We start from the raw sequence: 16,957 nt of genomic DNA on the forward strand, positions 1-16,957 counted from the left end.
AAAAAACTCAATCTATCATACCAAAAGTTGTGTTAATGAGATCTGTGAGTGCCTGCATCGACTCAACATCCATCATCAAGGTTAGCAGGCCGTTGATATTGTTAGCCTTCAATGAAAAATTCATCCGCACCAGCAGCACCGCATCCGCCGAGCGGGTAGCAGCCAGGTTACGGTTAAAGATAATGTCGCAAGATCCTTGTGCGTAACGGGGCAGGTCACAGTGAAAGCTCTGCTCAAAGATATTTGCCAAACTGCCTAAACAGGCATTAAGAATAATATTGCCGACTTCCGTCAGCGCTTCCTGCTCCATTTCAGAAAGCATATCCAGAGGCAGGGCATCCTCTTGCAGCAAGGCCCTGACCAGCTCCAGGCTTTGAGATTCTGGAAATAACAGAAAAGCATCCCCCCAAAATGTGCCTTTAAAGGTTTCCTTAACGGCGGTAACTTCATTGCCTACCGTATCGCGAATATGCTCTACCGCATGGCGGCGTAGCATAATTTCAACACAGGGAATGGATAAGTCGACTTTTTGTTTAACCATTTCACTCAGGGATGCCGCAGCGGTGCCCATGCCTATATTGAGTAATTCGGCGACAGCATCTTGTTGAAACTCAGTTAATTCGAGCATCAGCTGCTACCTCTCAATATAAGCCCGAATTTTTTCTTCGGTTACCGGTTTCTGGATAAAGTCTACGGCAAGTTCTTCTGCTTGATTTCTAACGTTATTTTGAATGTTGGCTGTGATTAAAGCAATTTCAGCTTGCGGGAAACGTTGCCTGAGTTTTTCAATCAGGGTCAGGCCATTCATACCCGGCATATTATAGTCTATGGTCATCCAGGTAATATTTTCATCCTGGCTTTTTTCCAAGGCTTCTTCACCATTACTGGCTTCGATAACATTCCAGTGAGGGTGTACGGACAGGGTATATCGTTTGATCACCATGCGGGCTAGACGGCTGTCATCCACTATCAGTATTGCGTTATCTGACATTATCTCCTCCTTAGATAAAATCTTATCAGGCTGGATTTCCGGGGTCTGCTGATCCACAACGCTGCTGATTCTTCTTAGTGTAGGCTAAGAATTTAATTTTGACTGTTTTTTCCCGGACTGAATGAGCCGGGCAAGCTTTACTCTTGGCCGCTAGCTGGCGGCACGCATAACATAAGCCTTATGTCCCGCCCTCAAACAAAAAGTAAATGAATCACAACCATTACACCGGCCACAAACCGGCATAATGGCGTAACTTAGACAAGCTACAGGGCTGCGGTCAGGATCTCGCGACTCACCGCTAAGGTGATATCGCCGTTTTCACCTAATGCCGACATACCGTGTTGCTCCAGTTTGGCCAGCAGATGCTCAACGTCCGCCGCTCCCAGGTTAACCTCACCAAGGCGCACCGGCACCGCCATATTGACAAAAAACTGCTCTGTGAGCCGTATCGCTTCATCAATGATCTGCTCTTGATCTTCCCCGGTTAACTGCCATACCCGGGCGGCATATTGCAACAACTTCTCCCGTTTGCTTTGCCGGCATACTTTCATCACCGCAGGTAAGACAATCGACAGGGTTCTCGCATGATCGATGCCATAAGCCCCGGTCAGCTCGTGGCCTATCATATGGGTTGCCCAATCCTGAGGCACCCCGGCGCCAATCAAGCCGTTGAGGGCCTGGGTCGCACTCCACATAATGTTGCCGCGCACCTTAAGATCTGTTTTTCCTGCTTCTGTCAGTGCCTTAGGACCTTCTTCAATTAGGGTTAACAACAGGCCTTCGGCAAATCTGTCCTGCACCTTGGCATCCACGGGATAGGTCAGGTACTGCTCGGTAATGTGGACAAAAGCATCCACCACACCATTGCTGATCTGGCGATCGGATAAACTTAAACTGACCTGGGGATCGAGCACAGCAAATAACGGCCGCACCAGTGCGCTGGAAAACGCCAACTTACTGCCATCCCGGGTCACCACAGAATTACCGTTAGACTCGGAGCCGGTAGCAGGCAAAGTCAATACCGCCGCTAAAGGTAATGCCCGGGTAACTTCCTGCCCTTTGGCCAGGATATCCCAGGGATCGTCTCCTTCATATAGGGCCGCCGCGGCAATAAATTTCGTACCGTCGACAACAGAGCCGCCGCCGACCGCCAGCAAATAATCGATATCATGTGCTTTAATCAGCTGCTGCGCCCGCATCAGGGTATCGTAACTGGGGTTGGGCTCTATACCGGAAAACTCAAACCATTGATGGTTTTTCAGCGCCTCAGTGACCTGCGAATAGACACCGTTGTTTTTGATCGAACCGCCGCCATAAGTCACCAACACTTTAGCATCGGCGGGAATTTCTCCGCTGATTTGGGCTATTTGTCCCTGACCAAAGTGGATACGGGTGGGGTTATACAAACTAAAATTCAACATCTGTTGTTTACCTTATTTATGCTTTACCTTATCGGCTGATATTACCGGCATGGCTAACGCCGAAAACGTGCCTTAACAGGCAATTTTATGCCCTTATCCGGGCACACACTACAAACTTTTTAATAACGCCCGGGCCACCATTTCCGATGACGCCGGATTCTGGCCGGTAATCAACATACCGTCCTGCACCACAAACGGCGCCCAGTCATCAACCTTCTGGTAATCGCCGCCCCTTGCCTTTAACTCATCTTCAAGCAGATAAGGCACAACCTGGGTTAATTGCACCGCATCTTCTTCCGAGTTGGAAAAGCCGGTAACCGACTTACCCCGGATATAAAAATCACCGTTATCATCTTTAACATTGAGCAAGGCCGCCGTGGCATGGCATACGGTCGCCACCGGCTTTTGCCGGCGGTTTAACTCAGTGATCAACGCCAGCGAATCCCGGTTATCCACCAGATCCCACAAAGGGCCGTGGCCTCCGGGATAGAAAACCGCGTCATAATCTTCCTTGCTAACCCCGGATAATTTGACCGTATTTGCCAGCACTTGCTGCGCCTTGACATCCCGATCGAAGCGCCGGGTGGCATCGGTTTGAAAATCAGCCAGCTCACTTTTGCCGTCAATGGGAGGCTGACCGCCTGCGGGGGAAGCCAAAGTGATACTCACGCCGGCATCAAGCAAGACGTAATAGGGCGCAGCAAATTCTTCCAGCCAGAAACCGGTTTTCTCGCCGGTATCACCCAATTGATCGTGAGAGGTTAAAACAATTAATACTTTTTTGTCAGCTAAGGTCATGGTTTTTCTCTTTTATTAACCCGGGAAATCAAAAACGGCACTTTCAGGCTTGGCCCGGTACTGCCATCGAATGAGGCTAGCTTACGCTTCTAAGCCGTTTCTAACAATGCAGATAAAATCAACTTCATTGTTTCAATTATTTTTACAATAGAGCTTTTAAGGCAAACCTGATAATATAAAAGCGATAACTGAACAGGCCCGGAAAAAGCAATGAATGTCTCGTTTGAACAACTAAAAAGCATGGTGGTCTTTGCCCAGGTCATTGAGCAGGGCAGCTTAAGCGCCGCGGCTAAACACCTGGGGTTGTCACGCGCCGTGGTGAGCTACCATATCAAAAAGCTTGAATCATCTTTGGAACTGAAATTGCTCAACCGCTCCACCCGCAGCTTTACCATGACCGAAGCCGGGCAGCAGTATTATTATCGTTGCCGCACGATTGCCGAGCAGGCCCGGGCCGCCAACCAGCAGATTGAAAATTTCAAACAAGAACCCGAAGGCTTGCTCAAGATCACCTGCCCGGTGAATGTCGGCTTACAAACCATAGTACCGGCCCTGAATGACTTTAAAGCTTTATACCCGAAAATAGAGCTGGATGTGATGTTAACCGATGAAGTGGTCAATATCATCCAGGAAGGCATAGACCTGGCTATCCGCGGTGCCCCGCTGGCCGATTCGGGGCTGCAGGCGACGAAACTGTCCACCCTGACCACCTGCCTGTGCGGCTCAAGCGAATATTTCAGAAAGCATGGTCGGCCCACCACGCCAACAGAGCTGGGCCAGCATCAATGGGTGATATATAAACTGACCTCAGGTGTCCTGACCCTGAGCAAAGGCAGCAAAAGCTACAGCATCAAAATACAGGGGAAAATCAGCACCAACAATGCCGCCGCCAGAACCGCTTTTGTCGAAGGAGGCCACGGCCTGGGGCGTATTCCCCTTTACGACGCCCTGCCAAAAATCAACAGCGGTGCGCTGGAGCAGGTATTGGCGGATTATACATTGCCGGATATTTATGTTTACGGTGTGTATCCCCCCGGCGGGGCAAGCGCCAAAAAACTCAGGTTATTGATCGATTATCTTAAAGGGTACTTTCTCAAAGAAGAAAAAAGAGCCGTTTTATAAGGATAAAATGAAAGTAAGCTGTGGATAAGCTGTAAAAAATGCAGGATAACTTGCAGGCACTTGGGATAATAGTGCATAAGCTTGTGGATAGCAGGGATAACCTTGTGAATAAAATTGTGAAAAGCCGCTCAGGTCAAGGGCTGCTGACCTGAATGGCTCATTGTTCAAGGCTTAACCATTATTTAAATAAACAATGTTTGGCGTAATCTTTGGCTTCGGTAGCGGTCCAGTCGCCTTTAGGTTTTTCCTTCATCTGGGCACACCATTTTTCACTGCCCACTTCCGGCGCGCATGCCGCCAGCAAAAGAGATGCACTAAGTGCCAATATTATTTTTTTCATTGTCTTCCCATTTCTTCATCAGCTTAAAGTAAATATCCAGCAAGCTTAGCACAGCAAACCTTTACCTGGCAGCTGCTTAACCTGCGCTTTATCTGTGACAGCAAAAATCAACCGCCGCCGCGTTTTCTCACTGTCAGGGTTGACCAGCCCTTCCAGAATTTAAACGAATTACTGTTAGGTTTGGCCTTAGTGGTCCAGTCTTCACCATGGGTACGGTTAAAATTACCGTTGCGTACCTCATAGATATTATACATGCCATCCTTGCCTAAACTGATATTGCCGGTATTGGTCACATCGGGCTTATGGATGTAATCCTGAGTCAGGTTTTCGCTGATCACTGAACCGGCAAAACCCACTACCTTATGATTTCTAAACCCTTGCTCAACCAAAGCCCGGGCAAAACGACGGGCGTAAGGTTCGCGCTTACCAAAGCCACCCCACATCCTGCGGGTATGAGTGGCTCCCCAACAGGAAAAAAGATAAATGACAATCGGCTGGCCCGGGTTGCGATCTAAGCCGTCGGCCCGTAACTGTACCGCCAGCTCTGTAGCCCCCAGCTTGCCGTTATGGCTGCCGATCCCCCGCCCCAGGTGGCCATGCCCGACCACAAAGAGTTCACCGCCGCCATCGAGGGCTGCAAGCGAGTTACCGTGTGAGATCTCCCGCTTATACATGTCGGCGGTCAGGTGTCTTCTGATATAAGTAACAGTATGATAAGTAGCGCCATCCTGGTCATCATGATAAGGGGCGTAAATTTCATGGGGCAGGTTTTTCCTGTTGTTTGTTATCCCCTTTATCAGGGGTTGTAAACGCCTTGCCTGTTCAAGCTCAACCTTGGCATTTTCTTCACCGGCCATGACTTCCAGCGCCGTAGGAATCGGCGGCGGCACATAAGCGGCGCATTGCAGCAAAATTTGACTGAAACGAGTCTGTAATTGTCCGGAGTGAATGTTGCTCACTTCAGAGACCACCTTTCTGATCTCATGACGCATCACTCCGGCACGCATCATAATCATCGCCCGGCGATAACGGCGATCGTTCGCGGTACCGCTCTTGCCTATATGCATTTTTTCTCCGATTCGGCTCATCTCATGGGTGGTAGCATTAATGCCCCACTGAAAAACCTTTGAGCCTGCTTGCGGATTGCGCTGATCGATATAGGCTGCAGTATCTACGAGTCTTTGTTCGGTACTTTTTGTGGAAAATAACGGCATGTAAGGTCCTAATACATTAATGGGCGGCAATTCATTGCACTTAAGGCATAAAAGCAGCAAAGTTCTGACATGTTGCCGCCTTTAAGAAGATAAAGAAAAATATAACATTTGCCGGGCATGAGTAAAATGCCAAAACTAAAAAGTTCGTCAATTCCGGGCCGCATTGGCGGCAAACCGCAGCAAAGCTGAATTGAGCCCCGAATCAGACTAAGTGTTTTTCCATCGACCAATTGACAAGTATCTCGCCGTTACGGGCAATTTCATTTTTTCGGAGCACAGCAAACCCCTGTTTGGCAAAAAACGGCTTTGCCAGGTAGGAGGCATTAACCGTTAAGATCTTTATGCCCTGCAGCCGGGCCTGAAGTTCCAGATGCCGGTACAATGCTGTGGCAATGCCTTTTTTCTGGTGCCCGGGATGGCTATAGGCCAAACCAATCAAGCCATCATCTGCCAGGGCCATAAACCCTGCCACCTGGTTATCCAGTTCGGCAACATAAGGCGCCATTTGCTGAAATTTTGCTTGCCAGTGCGGGTAATCAATGGGCATGGGCGCCCATTGATTTATCTCCGCCTGGCTGTAATACTCACGGGCGACCTGGTGGATACTGGTATAAAAGATATCGGTAAGCGCCCTGGCATCACTGAGATAAAAGTTGCGGATATGAATGGTCAAAACGACGCCCCGGGCTTTTTGGCGGCGCGCAGTTTCAGGCAGATAAAAGCAAAGGTTAACAATAGCAGCAAAGTTGCAGGAATGAATTTAAGCGCCGGGATATGTAACCCCTGCACCAGCAGGCGTTCATTTTTCTCGATACTGGCCCATTTATGACTGGCGGCATCGGCAAAGGCATCGCTGGCAAAGATTTCCGCAATATCCCGGCGGCTGCGATAGCCTACTATCACCAGCCGATGCCAGTCATTGCCGTTGTCTGCCATCCAGTCGCTGCCGAAAATAGGCTGAGAAAACTGTTGCGCCAGCAACTTCACCATCACAGCACTGAAACGATCATAAGCTTGTCGCCCTGTGCCCGGATTTTCCCGGCCATCCAGGTATTGTGCCTGTTCATTAAACTTATATAAATTGACCGTGTAAAAAGGCAGGCCGTCGTCGTTTTCCAGGAAATGCCGCAGTGCTTTCAGGTCGTGGCGGCCGCCGGGCACCTGGCTTTGCTGCTCAATCTTGCCAAGATACGCTTCAACTTCAGCTGCAGACAGGGGTTGCTGCGAACCGCGAAAAAGCAACAGCAGGACAAGTAAAAAAGTAAAGCAGCTCACAAACAACAGATTCGATAATTTAAACACGGCTTTCATCCCGGCACTCTTCTATAAAACTTTGCTTTTATTTATCCGCCAGCAGTTGCCGGCGGAGTTATTCTTGTGCTTTGAGCAAGTGATAAACTTTCACATCCGCCAACCGGCCGTAGCGATCAAGTTTTTGAATATTATGCTGATAGCTCATGCCGATTTTTTCCATCACTTTGCCCGATGCCGGGTTGTCAATTAAGTGATCGGCGGTTAATTTATTGAGCGCTAAGGAAGAAAAGGCAAAATCAACCAGAGCCCCGGCCGCTTCCGTCGCATAATTGTTGCCCCAATAGTCCACCCCCAGCCAATAACCCAACTCGCCTTCCTCTCCCTGAATATCTACCAGGGACATAGTGCCCATCAGGCATTTACTGACCTTGTCGGTGATGGCATAAATCACCGCGGTTTTATTTTTCCAGTGCTCGCCATGCCCTGAAAGCCACTGCTCGGCCATCCCGTCGAGATAAGGATGGGGAATATGCAAGGTGGTTTCGGCGACCCGCTTATCCCCGGCTAACTGCTGTACTTTGGCGGCATCGGCAGGTAAAAACGGCCTTAAAATAAGCCTGGGGGTTTCAAGAATGATTTGTTCCATATAAGGTCATTCTCCTGTCTTTTCAGTTGGTCATCAGCCCTAATCTTGCACCCGGCTCCGGATTTCATCCGGGCCGGGTGCAAACGGCTTAGGCGTTATTCAAAATAGAACTTTGCCCTTTCGTTATCATAGTTACCGATTTCATTCATGGTGGCGGCATCGTATAAGCGCCCGTTGATCATGGTATAACTGATCTTATCGCTAAGGCGGATATCTTTGGCGACATCACCGTCAACCACTATCATATCGGCAAGTTTACCGGCTTTAAGGGAGCCTAACTGGCTGTCCAACCCTAAAGATACCGCAGGTGCGATGGTCGCGGTACGAATAGCCTGCAGCGGCGTCATGCCCCCCTGAGCCATCATCCACATTTCCCAGTGCATCGCTAAACCTTCACGCTGGCCGTGACCGCCGGAATTAACCTTGATGCCTAAGTCCTGCAGCTCTTTAGCTACGGTAGCGACATTAACATGGTTGTAGTGATGCTCGGGCGCTTTAGTGCGGCGCATTGAACGGGCATCAAGGATCTCATCAGGTACATACTTGCTCAGGCGCGGGTGGCGCCAAACGTCAGTGGTATCATACCAGTAGTGCTCACCCCAGATACCGCCATAAGCGACCCCTAAGGTCGGGGTATAAGCCATTTCGGAATGGGACCACAGCTGCTTAACATCGTCGTAAATGTTGGCAGTGGGAATGGAGTGCTCAAGCGTGGTATGGCCGTCAACTATCATGGTCAGGTTATGCTGCAGCAAGGAGCCGCCTTCGGGCACCACCATCATTTCCAGTTCGCGGGCAGCCTGGACAAATTGCTGTCTTTGATCCCGGCGCGGCTGGTTATAACTCTTAACGCTGAATGCACCGGCTTTTTTCAAACGCTCGACATGGAACTTGGCATCATCAAGGTTATCAACATGGGCGGTATAACCGGCAGCAGTGGCACCGTATAAAATAGTACCGGTAGAAAACAGGCGCGGCGCCACTATCTGGCCGCTTTTCTGCATTTCGCTGGCAGCAAAAAACTCACTGGTATCATAAGACGGGTTATGGATAGTGGTAACCCCTAGCGCCAGTTCGGCATAGTTCGACCAGTTTTGCTCTGGGATAAGCTCATTATTACCCTGCGGTCCGTGGGCATGGGCATCAATTAAACCCGGCATCAAGGTTTTACCACTGATATCGATCACCTTGGCATCTTCCGGCACAGAAACTTGTCCCTGCTGCCCCACGGCGGTAATTTTATTACCTTCAACCAGCACCACACCATTATTGATGATTTGCTCGCCTTCCATAGTGAGTACCTTACCGCCGACAAAAGCAACTTTGCCGGAAGGTTTATCGGTTTTTTTCTTAAAGCCTAAATAGGTGGTTTTTGGCGTAACCGCAGCGTCTTTCGCTTTGTCATCACCTTCTGTTTTCTTCTGCTCTTCATCGGAAGAAATGGCGAATAAACCATCAAGCTCTGCCTGGTACAGGTCCGCACCTAAGCTCCAGTAGATTTCATCCGAGCCTTTATGCCAGTTAATGCCTTCACCGGCACGTACCGACAACTGCCTGACCGGCAAGTTGGTTGCACCCGGGCCGATTTCAATCACTTCACCGCGCTCCACCAAAGGCGTCACGAACACTTTAAAGCGCTCGGCAAAAGCCAGGTATTTACCGTCGGGGGAAACCTTATACTCAGTGGCAAACTTGCCCTGGTAAATGGTTTGATCATGCTGGCCGTCAAGATCGATTCGCGCCAGCTGAGTGTTTTCTTCATGACGCAACACATAGATGCGGTCATTACGATCGCCAAAGTGTGGCTTCAAGCCATTTTCGGTGACCAGTTTCATCTCGCCGCCTTTACTGGAAACCGAGTAGATCCCAGGGTTTAAGCCCCACTTTTTCGGTGTGATATAACCGCCGGAGACTTTTCTAAAGACGACTGTTTTACCGTCCGGGGAAAAACTGGGTTCGATATATTTACCCGGCTCATCCAGTATCGCCTTGCCTTTACCGCCGCGGGAGGAAACAACACGTACCTGACCCTGTTTCTCATCATCCCAGCTGACATAGACCACTTTTTTGCCGTCGCGGGAGAAACTCGGGTTAAATTCAAGATGATCTTTCTGCTTGGTCAAACGCTTAACTTTACCGTCAGGCAGGCTGCGACGGTAGATATGCCCCATAGCTTCGAAAATAACACTGCGGCCATCGGGGGAAACCTGCACATCCCGCAACATGTTGACGTCAAAGGCATCCGGGTTGACGTCCTGCTGGAAGCGCAGCGCCGTTTGGATTTTTTTCTCGGTTTTGACATGGAAGTTGATAACTTCGGCTTTTTTGCTGCGTAGATCTAAACGGTTGATCTTGCCGCCGGCCCAGAAAATAATACCTTTATTGTCCGGGGTCCAGGCCATGGTCGGATATACCCCGTGAATCGCCCAGGTTTCCTGCATATCTCGCTCTAAGCCCTGATAAACCAAAGTTTCTTCACCGTTTTTCAGGTCATATAAATAAAGGTTGGACTGGAAATCATCCCGGCTGATATAAGCCAGGTAACGTCCGTCGGGAGATGGCGTCGGACGGATAGCGCCGCCTTTGCCCGAGAGCACCACTTTGATTTCACCGGTTTCCAGCTCAAGGCGTTTGATTTTATAAATGCCTTTTTCCGAGTCTTTGCTGTAATGGAAAGTTTTCCCCGGGGTCGCATCCTGAGAAAAATAGATATATTTGCCGTCGTGTGAAAAAGCCGGCTCGCCGAGATCTTTTTGATCATTGGGACGCTTGGTCAGCATTACCCCCTGACCGCCAGTTTTATGGTACATCCAGACTTCACCCGCGCCAAGAGAGCGGCCACTGGTATAATGCTTACGGCCCACTAGAAAATTGCCGTCCGGCGACCAGGCGGGGCTGTTTAACAAACGGAAAGTTTCTTTAGACACCGCTTTGGCATTGCTGCCGTCACGATTCATGATCCACAAATTATCGCCACCGTCTTCATCTGAGGTGAAGGCAATATACTTACCGTCAGGGCTGAATTTTGGCTGCATTTGCCAGGCAATATCTGTCATCAAAGGGGTGGCTTCACCGCCGGTCACCGGCATGGTATAGATATCACCAAGCAGATCAAACACCAGGGTTTTACCGTCCGGGCTGAGGTCGATATTCATCCAGGTGCCCTGGGTAACATCGATGGAAGCGGTAGTAAACTGGCCTTGCGGCTCATTGACCGACCAGCTGGGTTTGTCTTGTTTTTTATCGTCGGTTTCACCGGCAAGCGCCGGTACAGCAGAAAAAGCCATGGCCACGGAAAGGGACAGCATGGACAATTTAGAAATTATTGTCGGCATAATCAAATCACTTTTATAGTTTTAATAGCGCTAAAAGAGCGGTGCTAATTATTGTTTTTAGCTACTATAAATAAAATTGATTCAATAACCTACTAAAACTGTATAGACAAGCTGGCAAAATTGTATACAAATATTGGCAGCTTGGCCGGCGACGGCGAAGAAGGTTTCAACTTTCCAGTTGAAAAATGAAATAATCAGTTTTTAACCCTGCTGTTGATGGCATCCTATATTTAGTTTTTTGGCTCAAACTCAATCTGAAAGTTTTATCACTAAATCTCGATATATCCATACAGTTAGGATAATACGCTAAGCGGACACTAGGATATAAAGATTAGTCATATAATTTCTAACGCTCATATTACTGAGACTTCTCAGTAATACACATCAACCAGTTCACAAACAACCTTAATACAATGAAAACATGTGAAATAACGATTTGAAATGAAAGAGTTTTACGGTAGATTGTAACGAAAATAGTAGATGAAGATTACGAAGGCGCCTACGTAATATACTGTTATGTTTTTGAATAGGCTATGAGATTAATCGGCAGTAAAATGGAGAAAGAGTTTAGGGAAGAGCTTATATCTTCTCATCGACATCACTTTTCCAAAAACTCAGACAAGAAGCTGAAGTCTGTGTTGTTGGAGAATAACTACTCTGTTGACGATGCCTATATTTTGATAGGCTTTCCTGACGAAAGTGAAGAGCACTACCTTGTATTAATCGATGGTAGCTTTATATTAAGTGTCGTAATTGAAATGCTATACGAAAACGTAGCCCCTGTAATTGAGCATGTATCTCTTCAAGAGTATAAGCAGGGTTTAAGCCGTATGAAGCAAGTGCAATTATTAGTTGCCCAAAACTTGGCGGGCAATAAAACATAACAAGGCGCTGTTATCGGACTGTTCTTCCGCTGCGCTCCAAAACAGCCGCAAAGCGCGGCGTTAAGGCTATGAGAAAATTTCATTATGCCAATCCAAGAAGTAGAAATTCAAAGTCTCAAAGTTGCAAAGATATCTGCAATTGTTTCAGGCGTGGTTGCCGCTAGCAGTCTATTTGTGAGTTTTTATTCAATACATACTCAAAAACAGATTCATAGTGAGAATTTAGAAAAAGAAATTATTCGTGCTGTGATGTTGGCAGATACAAAAGAAAAATGTGACATGCTTAAAGCTATTGGACACTCTATGTGGGTAAAGGACAAAGAGGAAGATCCGGTAGACAGTGAGTGGTGGATGAGAGTATCTTCCGGTATGGGTGAGTGCGGCGTCAGCCTTAACAAGCCAGTGCAGCCGACCGCAAAAAACGCGGCTGCTGGCTGAAACGTTAAAAGTCATGAGAATCATCACATAATTATTGTTATTGGCATCTTTTAGTGCTCTTGCAGATCAGGCTATAACTGATGCATTAAGTTTACTGTTAGAAACCGGTGATACAGGCGGCTTTGTTCATGTTGAGGAAAGCACACAGTCAAACTTTACTGCTCGGCGTAGCAGTTTCTCTTCATGCTCCATTCGCGTGATGGCGGGTGATGCCAAATCACCTATTGGTGATGGTAGTGCCACATATCACGCTTATGTAGCTTGCCCTGGTTTTAAAAAACTCGGGGTGCGCATAAAATACAACCAACCAGGTAAATACCACATCGTTGGGTATTGGTCTGAGTAAGCTTTTAACAAGGCGCTGTTGACGGACTGTTTTTCCGCTGCGATCCAAACCAGCCGCAAAGCGCGGCGTCATATATTACGAGAGTTATGAGTACTTGGCGAAGAAAAGCATTAGAGTTTCTACCTCAATTTAGAATTGAGATAGAAGCCGCCGACTCTGTTACATATCTCTGGGTTGAAATATCCAGTGAATTCTCTCTCGCGGTAGAAAGAGCGGATCAAAGTTTTATTGATGGCACATTAAAGTATTTAGTTTGGTCTCTCAGTGAAGTTTCAGGGGAAGAATCAAAGCAAGCTGTTAGTTGCGGCTTCCTTGAAGACATTACTTCAAATAGAAAGCACTGGCAGTATTTTTCAAGATGGTTTACAAGAGCACAGTTTGAGCAATATAAAGGTTCATTTATGTATGCTCTCTCGGAGAAAGAGTTAAAAGAACTGACGGATTTGTTTTATGGCAGGTGAATCAACATATAACAAGTTGCAGCTGTTTTCCCCTGCGGGGCCGGACGCTCGTTCCTCGCGTCTCTGTACAAAGCATTACATATCAAGGGAGTAGGCAATTTTTGAAGTTAATTATTTCTCACAGCAAAGAAATTATCTCAGCTATTATTGCTGGGGTAATAATTGCGATTATCAGTACATTAATTTTGGACTTTATCTATGCTGAAACAGGTCCTGATGAAACTGTTGTTTCTATGGAATCTACTCAAGCAGCTAGTGCCGTCCCTCAACTTTGGTCTCACCATAAGTTTCTGGAAATAAGTGCAGATGAATGTTCAAATAACGCTCTATCCATATTAAACGAACTCGGTTTCAATTCAGTTATAAAAAACAAGCTGTATGTTTACGGAAACCGGAATGGCAATCGAGCCGCAATAAAGTGTGTAAATATGGGAGGTAATTCATTTGTATATGCTGCTGTAGCCGGTGCTGATGTAACGTTAGTAGAAAAATTAAGAAATGAAATCGCATGGAAATTGTAATGGACATATACAAGTAAAATCAGTACGAGAAAATGAAAGCAAAGCAAGCTAGCCGCTCAGTGAAGAGGATATGGGAAACTTGTGCAGCATATTATTAAATAAAGGGTTTAGTGACTTTGATGAAGAATTTTCTTCTAGCAAACCCGCCAATTAGGACCTTCGCAAGCTCGCGCCTATTACGCGGGCGTTATATTTCAGAGTTACCCACAATTAGGGACGCCCTGCCGGTTAAATAAACCAGAATTTAAAACCCATTAGTCCTTAGAAACTCGTCTCAAATTAATCATAAATAAAGACCATTGCTCTGTTGATTTAGCCAGTTTAATGGGCTTTATTTATAGTGCTATCCATTCAACAAAGGAGAGCATTTACCTCAATACTTTCTATTCAAACATCGCTGTTATTATGCAAGTGAAGCGGTAACAGCAATAATCAAAGTCGCAACCCCTGAGTGCTGCTACACCCAGAGGTCGCTAACCACAACGAACTTAAAAGGAGTCCGTCATGGCTGAATATCATCATACGTCAGAGCCAGGCTCGGAAAAAGTAAAATATCCTATTTATCGACAACTTACCGTGTTGGAGACCACCTGCGAGTCAGCAGGGAAAACCCGCGGCATCGGCATTAACTATGTCCCCGTTCATCTTGAACCTTGTGTTGTGCTCAGGGGCAAGTGGTTGCAACAGGCCGGTTTTCCTGTCGGGCAAAAAGTCAGTGTTGTGATAAATCAGGAAGAAATTATCATTACACCTAAGTACGTCACGCCTGAATAGGTTTATGTAGCGTCGGCCACCTGAAAGCGGGCCGTTTTTTTATTGATAAGCAATAAGCCGGCTGGCTGCGGTTAAACATAGCCACCCGGCTTGGTTTAGTCATCAATACAGTTTTTATCACATCAATGATTGGGGGCAGCTAACTTCCACTCTTTACCATTAGCAGTTATGCCCGCTATCGGTTGAAGCCGCCCCCTGATTTAAAATACGTAAGTTCGGAGGCAGCCCGCCCCCGATTCAGCTTTTTTGATAGCCCCAACGCGGCATAATGCTTTGTTCGATATTAAGATGATCCAAGATCCGCCCCACCATAAAATCAATTAAATCATTGATAGATTGCGGGTTGTGATAAAAGCCCGGCGCCGCCGGCATAATAGTCACCCCTTGCTGGGATAACGACAGCATATTTTGTAAATGTATGGTGGAAAAAGGGGTTTCCCTCGGCACCAGGATCAATTGCCCCCGCTCCTTAATCACCACATCCGCCGCCCGCTCGATCAAATTATCACTCATACCAGTACTGATAGCGGCCAAAGTGCCGGTGGAACAGGGACATACCACCATGGTTTTCGGCGCTGCCGAACCGGACGCCACCGGAGAAAACCATTGTTCTTTACCAAATACGGTGATCTGCCCTTCTTTGGCGGCAAACTTTTCCGTTAAAAACGTCGATGCGGCTTCAGGGGCACCGGGCAGTTTCAAACCCACTTCGGTATCGAACACCACCCGGGCGGCACTGGAATACAAGAGGTATATCTGGTAATTCGCCGCCACCAGGCATTCAATCAGGCGCAAGGCATAAGCCGAGCCGGATGCTCCGGTGATCGCCAGAGTAATTTTTTTCGTAAAGTCAGACACTAGAGACAGCCCCGCTACTTAATAACTAAAGAATAAAAGATCATGCCAGGGCCTGCAGCAATTTGTCATGAAAACCGCCAAAACCGCCGTTACTCATGATCAGTACGGTATCCCCAGGCCGGGCCTGCTTGGCCACCAGTTCCACCAGTCGATCCACTTCGGTCGCCACCCGGCAGCTTTGCTGTTCGCTAAAGGCCAGTTCATTCGCCGACCACAACACCTGCTCTGACTGCAAGATAAAGATTTCATCCGCCTTAATCAATGAAGAGGCCAACAGGTCCTTATGTATACCCTGCTTCATGGTATTGGACCTAGGCTCCAACACCGCCAATATACGCCCGTTGCCAACATGGGCACGCAAACCGTCCAGGGTTTTGGCAATGGCGGTAGGGTGATGGGCAAAATCATCATAGACCCGGATATCGTTCACTGTGCCCCGCAGCTCTAAACGGCGCTTGGTATTGATAAACTGACCCAGGGCCTCTATCGCGACCTTGGCAGGCACACCGGCATGGCGTGCGGCGGCAATCGCCATTAAGGCATTGTCGATATTAAAGTCACCGATCAGGTCCCATTTTACCGTGCCCTGCACTTCCCCCTGCCCCTGGCTGTCATAAAAGCGGACGATAAATTCACTGCCGTCGGCCGCTAATTTTTCGGCATGCCAGCCCGGCTGATGTTTGCTGTCTTTGATGCTAAATTCTGTCGGTGTCCAGCAGCCCATCGCCAGGGTCTCGCTAACCGCCTGCTCCGATTGCGGCGACAGGATCAAACCGTTTGACGGCACCATACGGATCAGGTGATGAAACTGGCGCTGGATATCGGCGAGATTATTGAAGATATCGGCATGATCAAATTCCATGTTATTGATCACTAAAGTACGCGGCCGGTAATGGACAAACTTAGAGCGTTTATCAAAGAAGGCGGTATCATACTCGTCCGCCTCAATAACAAAAAATGGCGACTCACCCAGGCGCGCTGAGCTGGAGAAATTCTGCGGCACACCGCCGATCAGATAGCCCGGCGACATATGGGCGTATTCTAAAATCCAGGTGAGCATGCTGCTAGTGGTGGTTTTACCATGGGTACCGGAAACCGCCAGCACCCAGCGGTCTTTTAAAACATTGTCCAGCAGCCACTGGGGCCCCGAGGTATAGGGAATATTGCGGTCGAGCACATACTCCACCATGGGATTTCCCCGGCTCATGGCATTGCCGACTATGACCAGATCAGGCTGATCCTGAAGGTGCTCGGGTAAATAACCTTGTTTTAATTCAATGCCCAGTTGTTCAAGCTGGGTACTCATGGGCGGATAAACATTGGCATCACAACCGGAAACCCTAAAACCCAATTGCTTGGCGATGGCGGCGATACCACCCATAAAAGTGCCGCAAATACCTAAAATATGAAGATGCATAGTACTACCAGTTTGATAAATAAAGTTTTTTCTTTTAATTTGTCAGATAACCAAATCTTGAGCCTGCCAATATACCCTACTCGGACAAATTCTTATACAAAAACACCGCTTTCCCGGCCCGCCTGTCGGCGTTTTTT

19 protein-coding genes are annotated in these 16,957 nt (G+C 47.8%); 7 read left to right on the forward strand and 12 right to left on the reverse strand.

All coding sequences use genetic code 11. The features are described 5' to 3' along the window. Positions 1–7 precede the first annotated feature (7 nt). The 4 genes from QL234_RS28040 to QL234_RS28055 form a co-directional block, all read right to left on the reverse strand. Positions 8–628 (reverse strand): chemotaxis protein CheC, encoded by a 621-nt coding sequence (locus QL234_RS28040; RefSeq protein ID WP_281561066.1) that lies wholly within the window; start codon positions 626–628, stop codon positions 8–10. 6 nt (positions 629–634) lie between these two features. Then, entirely contained in the window at positions 635–991 is a 357-nt protein-coding gene (locus QL234_RS28045) for a response regulator (protein WP_281561067.1), read from the reverse strand. A gap of 263 nt (positions 992–1,254) precedes the next feature. Further along, on the reverse strand, positions 1,255–2,412 hold the full coding sequence (locus tag QL234_RS28050; protein ID WP_281561068.1) for an iron-containing alcohol dehydrogenase: 1,158 nt from the start codon (positions 2,410–2,412) through the stop codon (positions 1,255–1,257). A 108-nt stretch (positions 2,413–2,520) separates the two neighbouring features. Then, entirely contained in the window at positions 2,521–3,210 is a 690-nt protein-coding gene (locus QL234_RS28055) for a type 1 glutamine amidotransferase domain-containing protein (protein WP_281561069.1), read from the reverse strand. 210 nt (positions 3,211–3,420) lie between these two features. Between QL234_RS28055 and QL234_RS28060 the strand changes: the two genes are divergently transcribed. After that, positions 3,421–4,332, forward strand: coding sequence for a LysR family transcriptional regulator (locus QL234_RS28060; RefSeq protein WP_281561070.1), 912 nt, complete (start codon positions 3,421–3,423; stop codon positions 4,330–4,332). Positions 4,333–4,510: 178 nt separating this feature from the next. On the opposite strand, the gene QL234_RS28065 is transcribed toward QL234_RS28060, so the two are convergent. From QL234_RS28065 to QL234_RS28090, 6 genes are all read right to left on the reverse strand, one after another. Beyond that, positions 4,511–4,672, reverse strand: a complete 162-nt coding sequence (locus QL234_RS28065; RefSeq protein WP_281561071.1) for a DUF3012 domain-containing protein — start codon at positions 4,670–4,672, stop codon at positions 4,511–4,513. Between the two features lie 107 nt (positions 4,673–4,779). Beyond that, complete coding sequence (locus QL234_RS28070; protein WP_281561072.1) at positions 4,780–5,886, reverse strand: hypothetical protein; 1,107 nt, start codon at positions 5,884–5,886, stop codon at positions 4,780–4,782. A gap of 202 nt (positions 5,887–6,088) precedes the next feature. Beyond that, positions 6,089–6,559: a GNAT family N-acetyltransferase gene (locus QL234_RS28075; protein ID WP_281561073.1), complete on the reverse strand. Its 471-nt coding sequence runs from the start codon at positions 6,557–6,559 to the stop codon at positions 6,089–6,091. Next, the gene (locus QL234_RS28080) at positions 6,556–7,188 is read right to left on the reverse strand and encodes a hypothetical protein (RefSeq protein WP_281561074.1); all 633 of its coding nucleotides are present in this window, start codon (positions 7,186–7,188) and stop codon (positions 6,556–6,558) included. The genes QL234_RS28075 and QL234_RS28080 overlap by 4 nt, the downstream gene beginning before the upstream one ends. Positions 7,189–7,255: 67 nt before the next feature. After that, positions 7,256–7,786 (reverse strand): GNAT family N-acetyltransferase, encoded by a 531-nt coding sequence (locus QL234_RS28085; RefSeq protein ID WP_281561075.1) that lies wholly within the window; start codon positions 7,784–7,786, stop codon positions 7,256–7,258. Positions 7,787–7,881: 95 nt separating this feature from the next. Next, a complete protein-coding gene (locus tag QL234_RS28090) occupies positions 7,882–11,121 on the reverse strand; it encodes an amidohydrolase family protein (protein ID WP_281561076.1) in 3,240 nt (1,079 codons plus the stop codon). A 533-nt stretch (positions 11,122–11,654) separates the two neighbouring features. Between QL234_RS28090 and QL234_RS28095 the strand changes: the two genes are divergently transcribed. From QL234_RS28095 to QL234_RS28120, 6 genes are all read left to right on the forward strand, one after another. Continuing rightward, positions 11,655–12,005: a hypothetical protein gene (locus QL234_RS28095; RefSeq protein WP_281561077.1), complete on the forward strand. Its 351-nt coding sequence runs from the start codon at positions 11,655–11,657 to the stop codon at positions 12,003–12,005. An 84-nt stretch (positions 12,006–12,089) separates the two neighbouring features. After that, entirely contained in the window at positions 12,090–12,443 is a 354-nt protein-coding gene (locus QL234_RS28100) for a hypothetical protein (RefSeq protein ID WP_281561078.1), read from the forward strand. 40 nt (positions 12,444–12,483) lie between these two features. Further along, positions 12,484–12,789 (forward strand): hypothetical protein, encoded by a 306-nt coding sequence (locus tag QL234_RS28105; protein ID WP_281561079.1) that lies wholly within the window; start codon positions 12,484–12,486, stop codon positions 12,787–12,789. Positions 12,790–12,875: 86 nt separating this feature from the next. Then, positions 12,876–13,250, forward strand: a complete 375-nt coding sequence (locus QL234_RS28110; protein WP_281561080.1) for a hypothetical protein — start codon at positions 12,876–12,878, stop codon at positions 13,248–13,250. Positions 13,251–13,351: 101 nt separating this feature from the next. Beyond that, positions 13,352–13,771: a hypothetical protein gene (locus QL234_RS28115; RefSeq protein WP_281561081.1), complete on the forward strand. Its 420-nt coding sequence runs from the start codon at positions 13,352–13,354 to the stop codon at positions 13,769–13,771. 504 nt (positions 13,772–14,275) lie between these two features. Next, positions 14,276–14,545: a SymE family type I addiction module toxin gene (locus QL234_RS28120; protein ID WP_281561082.1), complete on the forward strand. Its 270-nt coding sequence runs from the start codon at positions 14,276–14,278 to the stop codon at positions 14,543–14,545. 237 nt (positions 14,546–14,782) lie between these two features. Here QL234_RS28120 and QL234_RS28125 read toward each other — a convergent pair whose 3' ends face one another. Further along, the gene (locus QL234_RS28125; protein ID WP_281561083.1) at positions 14,783–15,403 is read right to left on the reverse strand and encodes a flavin prenyltransferase UbiX; all 621 of its coding nucleotides are present in this window, start codon (positions 15,401–15,403) and stop codon (positions 14,783–14,785) included. 40 nt (positions 15,404–15,443) lie between these two features. Beyond that, positions 15,444–16,820 carry a UDP-N-acetylmuramate:L-alanyl-gamma-D-glutamyl-meso-diaminopimelate ligase gene (gene mpl, locus QL234_RS28130; protein WP_281561084.1) on the reverse strand — a complete coding sequence of 459 codons (1,377 nt, stop codon included), beginning with the start codon at positions 16,818–16,820 and terminating at the stop codon, positions 15,444–15,446. Between the last annotated feature and the right edge of the window lie 137 nt (positions 16,821–16,957).

It is taken from the genome of Thalassomonas sp. RHCl1, assembly GCF_947387555.1.
Classification (GTDB): domain Bacteria; phylum Pseudomonadota; class Gammaproteobacteria; order Enterobacterales; family Alteromonadaceae; genus Thalassomonas.

Coding starts and splice junctions, on each gene's coding strand:
- QL234_RS28055 (WP_281561069.1), bottom strand. CDS start 3,210: ATGACCTTAGCTGACAAAAAAGTATTAATTGTTTTAACCTCTCACGAT.
- QL234_RS28090 (WP_281561076.1), bottom strand. CDS start 11,121: ATGCCGACAATAATTTCTAAATTGTCCATGCTGTCCCTTTCCGTGGCC.
- QL234_RS28050 (WP_281561068.1), bottom strand. CDS start 2,412: ATGTTGAATTTTAGTTTGTATAACCCCACCCGTATCCACTTTGGTCAG.
- QL234_RS28110 (WP_281561080.1), top strand. CDS start 12,876: ATGAGTACTTGGCGAAGAAAAGCATTAGAGTTTCTACCTCAATTTAGA.
- QL234_RS28065 (WP_281561071.1), bottom strand. CDS start 4,672: ATGAAAAAAATAATATTGGCACTTAGTGCATCTCTTTTGCTGGCGGCA.
- QL234_RS28060 (WP_281561070.1), top strand. CDS start 3,421: ATGAATGTCTCGTTTGAACAACTAAAAAGCATGGTGGTCTTTGCCCAG.
- mpl (WP_281561084.1), bottom strand. CDS start 16,820: ATGCATCTTCATATTTTAGGTATTTGCGGCACTTTTATGGGTGGTATC.
- QL234_RS28095 (WP_281561077.1), top strand. CDS start 11,655: ATGAGATTAATCGGCAGTAAAATGGAGAAAGAGTTTAGGGAAGAGCTT.
- QL234_RS28120 (WP_281561082.1), top strand. CDS start 14,276: ATGGCTGAATATCATCATACGTCAGAGCCAGGCTCGGAAAAAGTAAAA.
- QL234_RS28085 (WP_281561075.1), bottom strand. CDS start 7,786: ATGGAACAAATCATTCTTGAAACCCCCAGGCTTATTTTAAGGCCGTTT.
- QL234_RS28070 (WP_281561072.1), bottom strand. CDS start 5,886: ATGCCGTTATTTTCCACAAAAAGTACCGAACAAAGACTCGTAGATACT.
- QL234_RS28100 (WP_281561078.1), top strand. CDS start 12,090: ATGCCAATCCAAGAAGTAGAAATTCAAAGTCTCAAAGTTGCAAAGATA.
- QL234_RS28040 (WP_281561066.1), bottom strand. CDS start 628: ATGCTCGAATTAACTGAGTTTCAACAAGATGCTGTCGCCGAATTACTC.
- QL234_RS28045 (WP_281561067.1), bottom strand. CDS start 991: ATGTCAGATAACGCAATACTGATAGTGGATGACAGCCGTCTAGCCCGC.